Below are 15197 nucleotides of genomic sequence, written 5' to 3' on the forward strand. Positions count from 1 at the left end.
CTGAGCCCCTCGGGCCCGGCTGAATGGGCAGAGCATCTGCGTCGTGAGCTGTCGGTTCGATGAACGCCGTTGCCCTCTCGTGGAAACGGCGTTCACGAATTGCCGATCGGATCGACGGGCGTTGTGCTCTCAGCGGATGTTTCCCGATTGCCGGCGCCGGGCGACGTACCAGACTGCCAGCGCGACGACCGCGATGACGAGGCTCAGCCAGATCCAGTTGAAATCCGTCGCCGCCGCGTTGGCGGCGGCGGAATTCGAGCCGGCGGGTCCCGTCTCCGGGATCGGTGGGGCCGGATTGGTCTGCTGGGCGAGCGCACTTCCGATCGTTGCCGTCCACAGGAAGGCACTCGTGGTGAGAGTTCGGGTCATCGTCATCGTGGTCTCCAAGGCTACTTGTCGGCCTGGCGGGCCGCTCCGTACTGGAAGGCCGGCGCCGCGTTGAGCTGTGCCTTGGTCATGCGGATCTCGGCCTCGACGGGCACACCGCCGGCCAGCACTGTGGCGCGATCGGCGGGCGCCTTCCGGTTTTCGTCGACCGTGCCGGTGGTCGCCGTGACCTGATCGGTGTGCTTGTTCTGGACGGCGCCCAGGACCTCGCGCGTCGTGTCGGCCCCCGGCATGGTCTCGGGCTGCACGCGGGCTGCGGCCTCGGTGCTGGGCTTCGTCTCGGGTGTGACCACCGAGGTCGGCCCACGCGTGAGGGGAACGTCCTTCATGTTCCACGCGAGCGAGTGGTAGGGAATTGCCACCAGCTTCTCGCCGATTCCGAGGAAGCCGCCGACGCCGATCACCACCGCCTCGACCTTCCCGGCGTCGCCGATGAGAACGTCCTCGATCGATCCGACCCGCACATGGTCCATGCCCACCACCGGAAGGCCGATCATCTTGGATCCCCGCATCGCCCCCGGCTGCGGCTGGGCAAACCCGGCGCCGGTTCCGTCCGAGGCCGGTTGTGCATGGACCGGCCCCCCGGACGCCAGCGGCAGAGCGAGAACGGACAGGGCGAGGAGCAAGGTGCTCCGGCGGCGGACAGACATCGCAAACTCCACGAAAACAACTGGCTTCGCAGAACGCGAACGACCGGTGGACAACGCGCGGTTCACGTCCTGAGTTCAGGGCGATCCGCGCGCAACCCCTCCGGCGATTTGACTCTCCGCGCCGGGCAGGGCTGATCTCTGCCGGCTTCGCCATGCTATTCACACACCTCTCCGACGACCTGTTCAAGCCGCTCGCCTCGCCGAGCCGGGCCTTCAATGCGGCGCTCCTGCTGCACCTGCACGGTCGGGTCTTCGGGGACACCGCCGAACCCCTGCGCAAGAGCGAACTTCTGACGGCGATCGGTGACTTCGCCGCCGAATTCGTGGACCGGGAGATCGACGACGACGCCTCCGGCACGGTGGAACCGAGCGAGCGCCGCTCGGTCGTCTATCGCCGCCTTCTCGATGCCGGCTGGCTGGTGGAGCGGCGGGAGCGCTATGTTCCGGTGGTCGAGTTCGACCCCGAGGCCCGGATGGTCATCGAGGAACTGGCGCGGCTCGACAGGGGCGAGCGGCGCTCCTACGGCGGTGCCGTCCTCGACGTGCTGGGCAGCCTGGAAAGCGCGATCGCCAACCCCGCCGAGAGGTCCGAGGCCCTGGTCAACGCGGCCAAGTCGGCCCGTACCTTCCTCAGTCATCTGCGCAGCCTTGCTGGATCGATGCGCAAGAGCGAGGAGCGCATCCTGCGCGAGGCGGATCAGGGCGTCGCCCTGCGCCTCTACTTCGAGGAGTTCGTCGCGCGGCACCTCGTCAGCGACTACCGGACGCTGCACACCCGCTTCAATCCTTTCCGCTTCCGGTCGGGAATCGTGCGCGAGGCCGGCCGTGCCCTGCGCGATCCCCTCACCCTGCGCGCCCTGACCGATGCGGGTCTCCGGGAGGGGCGGGCGCCCGACCGGGAGACGGCCGAGCGCGCCGTCCGCGGCGATCTGGCCGAGATCCTGGCGATCTTCGAGGGTCTCGATCGCCACCTCGACGTGGTCGCCGACATCGTCGCCCGGCTCGAGCGCCGGATCGCCGCCACGCTGCGCTACCTGGACCATCGGGATTCCGACCGGATCGAGCGCACGGCCGCGGCCCTGCGCGCGGTGGCTGGTGGCGATGACGACCTCGCCGGCCTGCCCGATCCCCAGGTCTCGCTGTTCCGTCCCCCGATCGGCGAGCCGCATTGTTACGCACCGCGCCTGCGCCGGGCGGCGATCGAATCCGAGCCGTTGCCCGAGATCGAGATCGATCCCGTCATCGAAGCCTTCATCGCCGCCAAGGACGCGTTCCGGGAGCGCGTCGCGGTCACGCCCGAGCGGATCGTGGCCTTTATCGAGGCACGGCTCGGGCCGGAGCGCACCATCCGGGGCTCCCAGATCCGGATCGCCGACGTCGACGATTTCGTCGTGTTCCAGCGCCTGCGGGAGATCGACGTCCTGTTCGACGGGAGCCTGCGCGGCCGCTATCGGCTTTCGCGGATGGAGGGTCGGGTGTCGAATGGCTGGCTCGATTGCCCGGACTTCCTGCTGGAGCGGGCGCCGACGCTGCGCCGCTAGATCCGGGGCCGTCCGAGTCCGGTCGCGGCTATGCTGCCTTCACGGCCGAATTCTCTGCGCGACGGCGTTCGTCGCGAACGGTTGAATTGACGATCCCGGTTTAATCCCGGGCCTTGGCAAACTACTGTGACGGGTTCATGCTCCGCTGGACTTTATTCGCGCGATGCGACACGAAATTCGAGAAGACTGCGGGAGCGTTCGTCCATGACCAGCGCCAAATGCCTGATCAAGTCCGCCTGGATTGCCGCGGAAGTCGGCCGGGAGCGCTGTGAGCGGGTCCTGGTGGTCGAGACCTACATTGCGGTCAGCCCGCTGGAACCGAACTACGATCCGGCCCGCTACGAGGCGATCGTTTCCGAGGTCCAGCGCGTTCTCGCGGCGAATCCCTCGCTCGACCGCGCTTCGATCCTCAGCATGCACCGCGACACGGCCTGCCTCTCGCTCTTCCGTGCGACGCCGGCCGTCGCGGCCTGAGCGACATCGCGGAACTGGCGTCGCACTCTCGCGGACCCGCTCGCGGCCACGACCGTTGGCGCGCGTCGCCGCGAGGCGCTAGAGACACCGGCCGGCGCGGGCAGATCCCGCGACCGCGAGGCCAGCCATGCTCGAATCGTTTCGCGCCATCGTCGACGGTGAGGACTTGCCGCCGCCCGGAGCCCGCGCGCCTTCGGAAGAGGAGTTGACCCGGGCGCTTCAGGTCCTCCTGAAGAGCCAATGCGTCTATGCCGGAACACCGGGCATCGGGCGCTCCTATGAGCTCGCACGGCACTACGCGCCCTTCTTCCAAGCCTACTTCGCGTGCCTCGGCTACCAGTTCGACGTGATGCATCGCGATCAGATGGTGTGCCTGCGGGTTCCGCCCGAGGGCGTCCGTCACGATGCCCAGGCCGAGCGCCTGCGCAAGGACGAGACTCTGGTCTTGCTCGCCCTGCGTCTCGCCTACGAGGAAGGCCTGCGTGCCCACCGGGTGACCACCGAGGGTGTCGTGGAATGCACGACCGACGACATCGTCGAATCGATCCGCACCGCTACGCGTAGCGATCCGCCGGAAGAGGCTCGACTCACCGAGATCCTCCGTCTGTTCGCGCGCAAGGGGGCCCTGCGCCTCGGCGAACGCGACAAGGTCGAGAAGATCACACCCTTGATGGTGATGCCCGGGATCGCGGTGTTGTCGCCGGACGCCTGGATGGATCAGGTCCGAGCCTGGGGGGCTGCGCGCGGCGACGAGGAGGCGTGAGGTCTCAGGCGTCGATCCGCACGCGCTTGCCGAGGAAATCGAGGAGGCTGCGCATCCGCGGTGAGAGTCGATCGCCCACCGCGTCGAGGGCGTTCTTGTCCTCGCAATCCCCTGGCTTCCAGCCTTCGAGCATCGGTTCCGGTCGCCCGGCGGCGCGACCATCGCGGGATGCGCCCGGAACAGGCGCGATCAAGCGGTAACGACGATCCGCTCGGAGGACCCAACGGCGCCGGCCGATGTCATGGACGCCGGGTTCTTCCGGGTCCACCGCCCTCTCTCGCTGAGTCAGCGCAACATCGCCTTGGAGGAGATTGCCGCATTAATCGCCTCCCTCGCCAGTCCCAACTCCGCGGTCACCCACGACGCGACGCGGCGCGGGGAGCGTGGGATCGTCCCGACTCTCGCCCAGCGGTGCCGCGTCCCCAGGCCGGCGGCCCCGCCGGCTTGCATCCCGGGCGCTCAGCGTTCATGCGAGGGGTGTCTTCTCGAACTCGGGATCGTCAGCGCCGGCCGTGTACCGCCTTACCGATATTGTCCTCTCGAACTGGTACCTGATCCGCCGCGAGCAGATTCGGATCCGGGGCGCGGCTGCGCTGGTGGGACCTACGGGGGCCGGCAAGTCGACCATCTTCGATGCGGTCGGCACGGTGCTGGCGGGCAACAATGCCAGCCGCCTCGCCCTCAACGCTTCGGCCTCGGGACGCAGCGCCCGGACCGTGCGGGATTACTGCCTCGGCTGGATCAGCGATCCGGCCGAGGGCGGACGCCCCACCCGTGAAGCCTGCGAGACACTGATCGTCCTGGTCTTCGAGAACGAGACCACGGGGCGCGTCGTCTCCGCCGGGCTCGCCCTGGCGGCCCGGGCGGAAGACAGCCGCGAGACGACCCTGTCCCGCTTCGTCCATGTCGGCCACCGCTTCGAAATCGCCGACTACGTCCGTGAGACGCCGGGCGGAAGCTTCGTCGCGCCCTGGGCCGAGATCGCCAAGGACCTGCGCACCCGCGGGACCACCTTTGACGAGTACCGAGCGTCCGGCGAGCGCTTCACCGCTGAACTCCTCGGAAACCTTCGCGAGGGCGCGGCGGTGCCGGAGCCGCGCCACTTCCTGCGCACCTTCTCCAACGCCGTGGCGTTCAAGCCGATCTTCGATTCGTCGGCCTTCGTCCGGTCCTTCGTGCTCGAACCCGAGCCCCTGGACGTCGCCCGCATCCGGCAATCGGTGGAGACCTGGCGGCGCCTCCTCGAGACCATCGACGAGTTGGAGCGGCGCCTCGCCCACCTCGCCCGGATCGTCGGGCGCTACGAGACCTGGGCCGAGGCGAGCCTCGCCTCGGTTCTCGGAGACCTGCGCGCCGCTGATGCGGACCTGCGTCGGCGCATCATCGACACCGTGACCGCCCGCCAGACCCTCAAGGACGTCGCCGAGCGCCTGCGCATCACGCGCGAGAGCGTCGCCACCAGCCAGGGCTTCGTGCGCGAAATCGACGGCGAGATCGCGGGTAAGAAGGCGCTGCTCGCCGGCACCGCCGCCGAGGGGCGCCTCGCCGCCTCGAACGCCGGCCTCGCCATGCTGGCCCGCGACCGACGGGACCTGGCCGCCCGGGTCGCCGAACTGGTCGGAATCGTCCTCGACACCGGCAAGCTCGCGGTGATCCTCGGCACGATTCGCACGGTCTCGCCCGAAGCCGCCCGCTCGGTGGAGGCCTGCGCCCGATCGGGTCTTCGACGCGAGGCCAATCCCGAGGAAACGCTGCGGTCCGACGGATCGCTCGCCGCGTTGCTCGCCGGACTGGCTGAGATGCCCCCGATCGCCGCACCCCTCGAGCGGGCGGCGGAGGACGCGGCGCTGCGCGCCCGCGCCCTGGAGAACGAGGCGCAGTCCCGCGCGCCGGCACCGAGCGCGGGGAGGGGGGCGGCGCCGCGTCTGTCCTCGGACGTGGCGGCGTTCCGCGAAGAGCTGTCCCGCCTCGGCATCGTGGCGACACCGATCTGCGAGCTGGCCGAGATCATCGATCCAAAATGGGGGCAGGCCCTCGAGGGCCTCCTTGGCGGCGCCCGCGAGGCGCTGGTCGTGCAACCGGACCGCCTCAACGAAGCGTTCGCGCATCTCGAAGCGCGCAAGAGCCAGTTCTACCGCTGTCTCCTCGTAAAGACGACCGATACGGCCCGGCGGCGCGGCGGGCGCGACGACGAGGGTCCGCTCGCCCTGATCGAGACGGCCGATCCCCACGCGCAGGCCTTCCTCGGGGCGCGCCTCGGCGGCTACGATCTCGCCCCGAACGACGCGGCCCTCGCGCATATGAGCCGGGCCGTGGCCCCGAGCGGGCGCTCGACCTCGGGCATGGCTTATTCGGTGGTGCGCCCGGTCCAGCTCATGATGACCCGGGGCCACCGGGGTCCGACCGCAGAGAGCCACCAGGATTGGGAGCAAGCGGTCTCCGAGGCGCGCCGAGCCCGGGCAGAGGCCGATGTCCTGCGGGAAGCGGCCCGGATCGGGGCCGCCCTCGCGCGCCGCCTGTCCGAAACGAACCTGGATCTCGCTGAATTGCGCGCCGAGGCGGACGCGATCGAGGGCCGACGCCGCAGCCTGACCACGGAGCGGGAGAGCGTCGAGCGGGCCGAGACCGGCGTCCTGGAGGCCGAGCTCGCGGAGCTCGCCAAGGAGCGTTCGGCCTATCTCACCGAGCTCGTCCAGGTGCTGGAGCCGAAGCGAGACCTGCTGCTGGGCGAGGAGGCCGGCCTGAAGGCCAAGGTTGCGGCGAGCCGCGAGGCCGCCCGTGCTGCGCTCCAGGCGCGCCGGACCGCGTATCAGCGCTGGGCAGGCGGCGACAGCATGCGCATCCGGCTCGTGCGTCCGGACGCCTTCGACCCGAAGGCGCTCGCGACGCTGCGTGCTGAGCGTGCGGATCTCGACGCCAAGGCGCTGGCGAGCCATGCCAATACCGGGCGTGCGCGAGCCCGTGAAGCGGCGGAGACGGCGCGAACGCAGGGCAGGGCGGCCGAGCGCGACGTCGCCGAGTACTGCGTGCAGTGGCGGGTGGAAAATCCGCTGGGGGCGGGCGACGTGCCGGCCTCCTTCGGCTACGGCTGGGCGAAGCGGGCCCATGACGAGGTGGCGAGCCACGAACTGCGGCGCTACCGGGACCAGGCGCGGCGGGCGGAGAGCGAGATGCGCCGCCTGATGATCGAAGACCTGTTGACCCGGCTCGCGGACAAGTTCGAGCGCGTACGCGCCCGGCTTGAGGCCCTCAACGAGCGCCTGTCGAGCCAGACCTTCACGGGGCAGACCTATGCCTTCGAGGCCGAGGTGGATCGGCGCTACGCCGCCGTCCATGCCCTGGCGACAGAGGTCGCCCGCTCGCCGGATGCGGCCCAGGCGATCCTGCCGGACGAGGGCGGCGCGATTCCCGATGGTCCGCTCGCGGCGGCGATCGACGAGATCACCGCCCTGATCGCCGGTGAGGAGAGCGCCGCGCGCCTCGCGGACTACCGGAACTACTTCGTCTACGAGATCGGTATGCGGGATCGGGCGGGAAACCGCACCACGATGTCGAACCGCGCGCTGCGAGGTTCGGGCGGCGAAGCGCAGGCGCCCTTCTACGTCGCCATCGCGGCGTCGCTCGCCTCGGCGTATTATCCGGGCGACCGACCCGGCGACGAGAACCCCGGCCTCGGCCTCTGCCTTCTCGACGAGGCGTTCTCCAAGCTCGACGTACGCAACAGTCAGGCCCTGGTCGATCTCTATCAGGCGTGGGGGCTGCAACTGCTGATCGCGGCCCCGGAAGACAAGCGGACGACCTTGACCGAGGTGATGGACACCATCGTTACCGTCTACAAGAGCCCGGATCTCTCCTCCGTGCGAATCGAGGCCGAACACCCCCTGGAAGCTGCCAAGCGCGCCCTGGCGGCGATCAATCCCGAGCGCCAGGGCATCGAAGGCTTCCGGATCACCGACGCCGCCGAGTAGGGCGCGAGGCCGCCCTACCAGACCGGCTCGGGACCGTACCAGGTGAAGTGCTTCTTGACCGGTTCGATCACGTCCCAGGTGCCGGAGAAGCCCGCCGGCGTGACGAAGGCATCGCCGGCCCGGTAGGTCTTCGCGACGCCCTCCGCGTCCGTCACCGTCACCACGCCCGCGATCAGTTGGATGAACTCCGCCCGGCCGAAGTCGATGCGGAACTTGCCGGGCTGGCAGGTCCAGATGCCGGCGGCGAACAGGCCGTCGGGGCTTCTGTAGACGTAGGTCGCCGTCTGCTCCGGCTTGCCCGACAGGATGTGTGAGCGCTCAGGCCAATACGCGGATTCCCGCGGCTGAAGCGCCGGGAAGTCGTAGGTCCGCTCGACCGGTCCCTCCAGCACCGGGGGAGGTGCGGCGGGCCGCCGCCACGACGGCAGCGTGCCGACGAGGGCCATCACAGGACCCGCGAAGGTGTGAAGCAGGCGTGCAATTTCCATTCGAGATCCTCCGACCCTCTCCGACCGAAAGTCATGGGTCCGCATGAGAACCGCAATGCAATCATCGACTTTCGGCGATTGATTTGAACAGAAGACTGAATAGATCCTTAAGTACAGGATGCATAAACCAACATGTCGTTTTTCGTTGATACTGGCGGATGATTTGCCGGTGAGCGCCATGGCGCGGAGCGATGGCGGTCGCTGAATTTCCGGCCCACGGAACAGCCACGGTTGTGCATCTATCCCAAGTTGCATATCCGATGGCTGATCCATCACGTCGGTGCGACACCTTCACGTGTAACAGATTTTGGACAGATCTCTGCGTCTAACAAATGATTGGTTCGTATCGCACACACAGTTGACGCATGGAATCTTGCGGATCGAAATCGGTAACTGCACTTGCATCGATACTGCACTTGCATCGATAATGGATAAGGGGCTTACTTGTGTTCCGGGTCTGCTGGGATCTGGCTCCGTCTCAAAAACAGGGTCGAGTGATGGAAGAAGCCGGAACATCACGGGGGCCGGTCGCCGAAAGCGACACGATTCTCCCCCTCGACTTGTACGAAATCCTCCGGAAGGCCGATTCTCGCGTTGCCGGCCCGCTGACGACGGCGGCGGCGACCGAGGCGCTTCGGAGGCGCCAACGCGTCGATCCGCCCGTCATCGAGCCACGGCGCCAGGATGGCGACCGCTCAAGGCCCTTTCGGTGTTTCCGCAGGCACAGTGTGACCTTCGTTCTGCCAACGACCTGCCATCGCGAGGATCCGATCACGCGGGGCTTCGGCGGCGCGGCTTGGCTCGCGAAGCCCACGATCCCCTGGGACGTCGTGAGGGCCCACGACGAATTTGCGATCGGGAGTGTGTGACATGGGACAGGCCCTCAGCAGTCAAACGTCCGGCGATCGCGTCCTCGTCCCCATGATGGAGTCGCCCGCGTCTGCGCTGATACAGAAGCTCGAAGCGTTCCAGGACTTGTCGACGGAGGATCGGAATGCGCTGTCACGTCTGGCGACAACCGCGCGGGACTACCCCGCTCATACCGACATCCTGCGCGAGGGAGAGCCCGCCGACGGCGTTCTGATCGTGGTGAAGGGGTTCGCCTGTCGCAACCAGTTCCGTCAGAACGGTGCACGGCAGATCACCGCCTTCCTGGTGCCCGGTGACCATTGCAACCTGGAGGCCGGCCTCATCAATCGGATGGATCACGCCGTGAGCACGCTCTCACCCTGCCGTGTGGCGCGCGTGAACGCGGATGCCCTGCAGGCGATCCTGCGGCAACACCCGGCCATCCGGCAGGCCCTCCGGATGAGCATCCTCGTCAACGAGGCCACGCTCCGCGAGTGGATTGTCAACATCGGATGCCGGACGGCCGTCGAGCGCATCGCGCATCTGTTCTGCGAACTGCACCTGCGCCTCAACGCGGTGGGACTGACTCGGGGGATGACCTACGAACTACCGTTCACGCAGAACGACATCGCTGTCACCGTCGGGTTGTCGAACGTGCACGTCAACCGTTCCCTGCAGGCCCTGCGCCGCCAGCGGCTCATCGCCTTGTCCGGCAAGCGGCTGACCATCCTAGACTGGGCCACCCTCAGCGAATTGGCCGAATTCAACCCGAGCTACCTGCAACTCGGTCGCCGGAGTCTGGATGGATGACTCGAACCGAGGCGTCGGTCTGCCTCGGTTCGAGGCTCGGGTGCCGAGCCGCCGGTTCTTAGAGCACCGGGTGATAGGCCCGGCTCAGGCTTTGACGGACGATTGGGGATCGATCGTACCGGTTTCGCTTTCCGGACGATCGTCGGAGGCCTCGTCGAACGCCTGCATCCAGGCGGCTCGGTCCTCGCTTCCCTCGGCATAGGGGCAACTTTCGCGCTGCCTGCCGTAGAGGCGGGCATTGCGGCCCTTGATGAAGGGGCTGTCGCTGGCGGTCGCACCGTCGCTCATTTTTCGTATCCTGATGGTTGGGCCGCACGCCGGGGGGGACGTCCCATGGCGTTCGTCGTTCGCACGGCTCTGTTGCGAGTCAACCCGGAGCCGGTCGCTCCGGTTCATCCGCGTCCGATCACGAGCGCGCTCTCACCCGTGGCGCCGATGATTCGCGGCATGCGCCACCGCGCGTCGGAGGTTCCGGAATAGATCCTCGACCGCGTAGGGGTTGCGAAGCAGCTCGAAGCCGTGTCCATCGCGGATTCTGCCGCGTGACGCCTCCCTATCCCACGCCCGTCGGCGCGTCGCTCACCCGCTGTCGAGCATGACGGCGAAGGCGTCGGAACCATTGCGCGGACCATGGATTGCGATAGGCGCTGACGTTAGACCTGTGCCTGCAGTGTGTCGGCCCTGGCCGATGGATGACCCTGCACCGCCTTTTCGTTGTTCACTGGCCAGCGGCATCGCTGTCCGTTCCGGGAAACGATCGTTCGTGCCGAGTTTTGGACCGATGCAGACGTTCGATACGACTACGACCACCTTGACGACCCTGCGGCGCGGTTCGCAGCTGTACGAAACGGAGCGGCGACTCAACGCGGTCCTGAACAATGCCTCGGTGGCCATCTTCCTGATGGATGACCGCCAGCACTGCGTCTACATGAACCGTGCCGCCGAACTGCTCACCGGTTTCAGCCTGACCGAGGTGCTCGCGCGCGATTGCCCGCTGCACGACATTGTCCATCACACCTACCCGGATGGCCGCCCGTTCCCGCTCGCGGAATGCGCCATCGACCGCGCCTTTCCGGAGAACAACCAGGAGCGCGGCGAGGAGGTGTTCGTTCATAAGGACGGACATTTCTACCCGGTCGGATTCACCGCCAGTCCCATCCGCGACGACGAAACCCGCATCATCGGCACGATCATCGAGGTGCGTGACATCACCGAGGAGAAGGCGGCCGCCGAGCGTCAGCGCCTGCTCACCAACGAGCTCAACCACCGGGTCAAGAATACGCTGGCGACCGTTCAGTCGATCGCTGCGCAGACTTTCAGGGGCAACACCGACGCCGCCGTGCGCCAGACCTTTGATGCGCGGATGGTCGCTCTGTCGAACACGCACAACGTGCTTACGGCCGAGAACTGGGAGAGCGCGAGCCTGCGCAGCGTCGTCGAGGGCGCCCTGGCACCGCATGCTCTGGCCGAGGTCGATACGGCGCGCTTCGACCTCGTCGGCCCGGACACCCGCCTGCATCCGAAGGTCGCCGTAACCCTCGCGATGGCGCTGCACGAGCTCATGACGAACGCGGCCAAGTACGGCGCGCTGTCCGTCCCGGAAGGCCGGGTCGGCGTATCCTGGACCCTGGAGCCGGGGGAGTCGGGCGAGCGCCTCGAACTCGTCTGGACCGAGACGGGCGGGCCGCCGGTCGCGGAGCCCACGCGGAAGGGATTTGGCAGCCGGCTCATTGAGCGCCAACTGCCGATGGAATTCGATGGCAGCGCGGACCTGACCTTCGTGCCGACAGGCGTGACCTGCCGTCTCTGGATCCCGCTGACCGCCCTCGGGTGGCATGGGCAGGAACGGGTGACCGGACGGACCGCCCGATGAGCGGCCTTCAGGGACGGCGCGTTCTACTGGTGGAAGACGAGAGCCTTGTTGCCATGCTCGGCGAGGACATGCTCCTCGATCTGGGCTGTGAGGTCGAGGTCGCCATGCGCCTCGACAAGGCGATCGACTTGGCCCGCAGGGCGGACCTCGACATGGCGATCCTCGACGTGAATCTCGGGGAAACCTGCAGCTATCCCGTGGCCGACGCCCTGTTCGAACGCGGCATCCCCTTCATCTTCGCGACGGGCTACGGTCTCTCCGGCATTGAGCCCGCCTACCAGGCCATCCCGGTGATGCAGAAGCCCTATCAGGTGGCTCAGATGGAGCGGCTGCTCCGGCACCTGCTTACCTGCGAAACCCCGTCCTCCGCAGGGACCGTGCAGCCGCTGCCGTGCGGGTGCTCGTTCTGGGCGAAGATCGTCGGCCCGCTCCAGATCCGGGCGGACTGAGCACCGTCGCTGCGGCCTTCGGTCTCCGGGCCGAGGCGCTTGCCGCCGGACCTTTCCGAACGATGTCGCGTTCGCTCCTCGCGGTGACGGGACAACGAACACGACGCGCATGCAGATTCATCTGGACGCCCTTGGCGGCGTCGCCGGCGACATGTTCGCCGCCGCCCTTCTCGATCTCTTTCCCGACCGGGAAGCCGGCGTGCTGGGGAGCATCCGAGCCGCCTTGCCGGGGGTCTCGTGCGAACTCGTCGGACACAACGACGGCATCCTCGCCGGGCGCCGCTTCGTCGTGGCGCGCAGTGCGGAGCATCGGGACGGCGTCGCTCCCGGTCACACGCATCGCCATCACGCGCACGAGCATGGCCACCGACACGATCCCGCCGGCGGAGCCGGTCACGGGCATCGCCACTGGTCGCAGATTCGCGCGGACCTGCAGGCCTGTCCGCTCGAATCCACCGTCAGCGCCCACGCGATCGGTATCTTCACCCGTCTGGCCGAGGCCGAGGCGCGGGTTCATGGCATCGCCGTCGAGGCGGTGGCGTTCCACGAGGTCGGCGCCTGGGATTCGATCGCCGACATCGTGGCGGCCGCCCACCTGATCGCGGCCCTGGATGCGGAGGCCTGGAGCGTGTCGGCCCTGCCCCTCGGCTCGGGCCGGGTCCAGACCCAGCACGGGCCGCTGCCCGTGCCGGCCCCGGCCACGAGTCTCCTTGTCGAGGGCTTCGAGACCCTGGACGACGGTGTGCCGGGCGAGCGCGTCACCCCGACGGGGGCCGCGATCCTGCGCTACCTGCGGGACATCGCACCGCCGCTTCCAGCGGCGCCGCGGATCCTGAAGGGGTCGGGCATCGGCTTCGGCACGAAGGTCCTGCCGGGCCTGAGCAACTGCCTGCGCGCGGTGGCGTACGAGGCGGCGACGTCGAACGGGAGCGGCGAGCACCGCGACCTCGGCGTGATCGAGTTCGAGGTGGACGATCAATCGGCGGAGGACCTCGGCATGGGCCTCGATCGCCTACGCAGGCACCCCGACATCTTCGACGTCGTCCAGATGCCGGTCTTCGGCAAGAAAGGACGGATGATGACCCATGTGCGGGCGCTCGCCCGAGCCAGCGCGCTGGACGAGGCGATCGCGGCCTGCTTCCGCGAAACCACCACGATCGGCCTGCGACATCGTAACGTCTCCGGCGCAGCCCTGCCGCGGCGGATGCACACGGTCACGGTCGCGGGCCAGCCCGTGCGGGTGAAGGTGGTCGACCGGCCGGGTGGACGCACCGCCAAGGCGGAGGCCGACGACGCAATCGCGCAGGAGACCCACGCCACCCGTGCCGGCCTGCGCCGCGCCGCCGAGGGCCTGGCGCTCCGGGCGGATGACGAGGCGGGAGGCGCGGCATGAGCCCCGAGGTCTTGCAACGTCTGAACGACGTCATCCTGGCGATCGGACCTCTCGCGGTCGCGGTCAGCGGCGGTGTCGACAGCCTGACCCTCGCCGAGACCGCCCACCGCCTGCTCGGGGCCGACCGGGCGCTGATGGTCCACGCGGCTTCGCCGGCGGTGCCCGTCGAGGCGACGCAGCGGGTCCGGAACGAGGCGGCGCGGGCGGGCTGGTCCCTGCGCGTGGTCGAGGCCGGCGAGTTCGCCGACCCGAACTACCGGGCCAATCCGGTCAATCGCTGCTTCTTCTGCAAGACCAACCTCTACGGCACGATTCGTCAGGTCACCGACCGGATTATGGTGTCGGGCGCCAACCTCGACGATCTCGGCGAGTACCGCCCGGGCCTCGACGCGGCGCGCGAGCACGGCGTCCGCCATCCCTACGTCGAGGCCGGCTTGGACAAGGCCACGGTGCGATCGCTCGCCCGAGCGCTCGGTCTCGGATCGGTGGCGGAGCTTCCGGCGGCGCCCTGCCTGTCGAGCCGCGTCGAGACCGGGATCCGAATCGAGCCCGAGACCCTCGCCTTCATCCACGCCGTCGAGGGCCTGGTGAGTCGCAGCCTCGAGGCGGCGATCGGACCGCGCCGTGCCGTGCGCTGCCGCGTCCGGGCCGCCGGGATTGTGGTGGAGCTCGACCCCGTCAGCCTCGCTGCCCTGGACGGCACTCGCCAGACCGCGCTGGCGGCGCAGATCCGCGCGGGTGCCCCGGCAAACCTGCCGGAGACTCCGGTGCGGTTCACGGCCTACCGCACCGGCAGTGCCTTTCTGACGGGAGCGGCCCGATGAGCGTCTCCGACGAGTTCGTCCTCGATTTCGCCCGACCCGAGCGGATCGGCCTTGAGGAGGCGATCTACGCGGCCGGCAAGTCCCCGGTGCAGATCGACGCGATCCTGGACGCCGCCGCGGCCCGTGGCGCGCCGCTGCTGCTGACGCGCCTCGACGCCGACAAGCACGCGGCCCTTGCCGGGCATCACCGGGACCGGATCGATTACTGCGCAGTGTCGCGCACGGCGATCTTCGGGCGAGCCCGGCCGCTCACCGGGCCGGCCCGGATCGGCATCGTCGCCGCCGGGACCTCCGACGTTCCGGTCGCTCGGGAGGCCGTGCGGACCTTGGCCTATCAAGGGCATGCCACGACCCTTTTCGCCGATGTCGGGGTCGCCGGGCTCTGGCGCTTGACCACCCGGCTCGACGAAATTCGCGCTCATCCGATTCTCATCGTGGCCGCCGGCATGGACGCGGCCCTACCGAGCGTCGTCGGCGGCCTCGTTGCCAGCGCCCTGATCGCGGTGCCGACCTCCGTTGGATACGGGGTGGCCGAGGGCGGCCGTACGGCCCTCGACGCCATCCTGGCGAGCTGCGCCCCCGGCATCACCGTCGTCAACATCGACAACGGCTACGGGGCCGCCTGCGCGGCGATGCGCCTGCTCCAGGCCGCCCGCACCCTCTCGGAAGCCAATCGCGTCGAGGGGACGGCGGCCTGACATGCCGCACGCATCCCGCAACATCCCCCT

15 protein-coding genes are annotated in these 15197 nt (G+C 68.5%); 10 read left to right on the forward strand and 5 right to left on the reverse strand.

What is annotated here, in order from left to right; all coding sequences use genetic code 11:
- Positions 1-129: 129 nt before the first annotated feature.
- Both ASG63_RS17695 and ASG63_RS17700 read right to left on the reverse strand, forming a co-directional pair.
- Complete coding sequence (locus ASG63_RS17695; RefSeq protein ID WP_244479949.1) at positions 130-375, reverse strand: hypothetical protein; 246 nt, start codon at positions 373-375, stop codon at positions 130-132.
- Between the two features lie 14 nt (positions 376-389).
- Positions 390-884 carry a PRC-barrel domain-containing protein gene (locus ASG63_RS17700; protein ID WP_244479521.1) on the reverse strand — a complete coding sequence of 165 codons (495 nt, stop codon included), beginning with the start codon at positions 882-884 and terminating at the stop codon, positions 390-392.
- Positions 885-1189: 305 nt separating this feature from the next.
- Here ASG63_RS17700 and ASG63_RS17705 point away from each other — a divergent pair, with 305 nt between their 5' ends.
- From ASG63_RS17705 to ASG63_RS17715, 3 genes are all read left to right on the forward strand, one after another.
- Complete coding sequence (locus ASG63_RS17705; protein ID WP_056219250.1) at positions 1190-2578, forward strand: Wadjet anti-phage system protein JetA family protein; 1389 nt, start codon at positions 1190-1192, stop codon at positions 2576-2578.
- Positions 2579-2782: 204 nt separating this feature from the next.
- Complete coding sequence (locus ASG63_RS17710; protein ID WP_056219253.1) at positions 2783-3052, forward strand: hypothetical protein; 270 nt, start codon at positions 2783-2785, stop codon at positions 3050-3052.
- Positions 3053-3179: 127 nt separating this feature from the next.
- Positions 3180-3815, forward strand: a complete 636-nt coding sequence (locus ASG63_RS17715; RefSeq protein WP_056219257.1) for a DUF4194 domain-containing protein — start codon at positions 3180-3182, stop codon at positions 3813-3815.
- Between the two features lie 4 nt (positions 3816-3819).
- Here the strand turns inward: ASG63_RS17715 and ASG63_RS26865 are convergent, their stop codons facing one another.
- Positions 3820-3948, reverse strand: a complete 129-nt coding sequence (locus tag ASG63_RS26865) for a hypothetical protein (RefSeq protein ID WP_274534743.1) — start codon at positions 3946-3948, stop codon at positions 3820-3822.
- A gap of 379 nt (positions 3949-4327) precedes the next feature.
- On the opposite strand from ASG63_RS26865, the gene ASG63_RS17720 reads away from it, so the two are divergent.
- Positions 4328-7783, forward strand: a complete 3456-nt coding sequence (locus ASG63_RS17720; RefSeq protein WP_056219259.1) for an SbcC/MukB-like Walker B domain-containing protein — start codon at positions 4328-4330, stop codon at positions 7781-7783.
- Positions 7784-7797: 14 nt separating this feature from the next.
- Here ASG63_RS17720 and ASG63_RS17725 read toward each other — a convergent pair whose 3' ends face one another.
- Positions 7798-8271, reverse strand: a complete 474-nt coding sequence (locus ASG63_RS17725; RefSeq protein WP_056219264.1) for a cupin domain-containing protein — start codon at positions 8269-8271, stop codon at positions 7798-7800.
- A gap of 870 nt (positions 8272-9141) precedes the next feature.
- On the opposite strand from ASG63_RS17725, the gene ASG63_RS17735 reads away from it, so the two are divergent.
- Positions 9142-9930 (forward strand): Crp/Fnr family transcriptional regulator, encoded by a 789-nt coding sequence (locus ASG63_RS17735; protein WP_244479951.1) that lies wholly within the window; start codon positions 9142-9144, stop codon positions 9928-9930.
- A gap of 84 nt (positions 9931-10014) precedes the next feature.
- On the opposite strand, the gene ASG63_RS17740 is transcribed toward ASG63_RS17735, so the two are convergent.
- A complete protein-coding gene (locus tag ASG63_RS17740) occupies positions 10015-10218 on the reverse strand; it encodes a ribosome modulation factor (RefSeq protein WP_056219272.1) in 204 nt (67 codons plus the stop codon).
- Between the two features lie 493 nt (positions 10219-10711).
- Between ASG63_RS17740 and ASG63_RS17745 the strand changes: the two genes are divergently transcribed.
- From ASG63_RS17745 to larB, 5 genes are all read left to right on the forward strand, one after another.
- Positions 10712-11803 (forward strand): sensor histidine kinase, encoded by a 1092-nt coding sequence (locus ASG63_RS17745; protein ID WP_056219275.1) that lies wholly within the window; start codon positions 10712-10714, stop codon positions 11801-11803.
- Entirely contained in the window at positions 11800-12252 is a 453-nt protein-coding gene (locus ASG63_RS17750) for a response regulator (RefSeq protein ID WP_056219278.1), read from the forward strand. Before ASG63_RS17745 ends, ASG63_RS17750 begins: the two co-directional genes overlap by 4 nt.
- 109 nt (positions 12253-12361) lie before the next feature.
- Positions 12362-13645 carry a LarC family nickel insertion protein gene (locus tag ASG63_RS17755; protein WP_056219281.1) on the forward strand — a complete coding sequence of 428 codons (1284 nt, stop codon included), beginning with the start codon at positions 12362-12364 and terminating at the stop codon, positions 13643-13645.
- Positions 13642-14469: a hypothetical protein gene (locus tag ASG63_RS17760; protein WP_056219284.1), complete on the forward strand. Its 828-nt coding sequence runs from the start codon at positions 13642-13644 to the stop codon at positions 14467-14469. Before ASG63_RS17755 ends, ASG63_RS17760 begins: the two co-directional genes overlap by 4 nt.
- Positions 14466-15167: a nickel pincer cofactor biosynthesis protein LarB gene (gene larB, locus ASG63_RS17765; protein WP_056219287.1), complete on the forward strand. Its 702-nt coding sequence runs from the start codon at positions 14466-14468 to the stop codon at positions 15165-15167. Before ASG63_RS17760 ends, larB begins: the two co-directional genes overlap by 4 nt.
- The last annotated feature ends 30 nt before the right edge of the window (positions 15168-15197 follow it).

Source organism: Methylobacterium sp. Leaf94, from assembly GCF_001426045.1.
Taxonomy (GTDB): domain Bacteria; phylum Pseudomonadota; class Alphaproteobacteria; order Rhizobiales; family Beijerinckiaceae; genus Methylobacterium.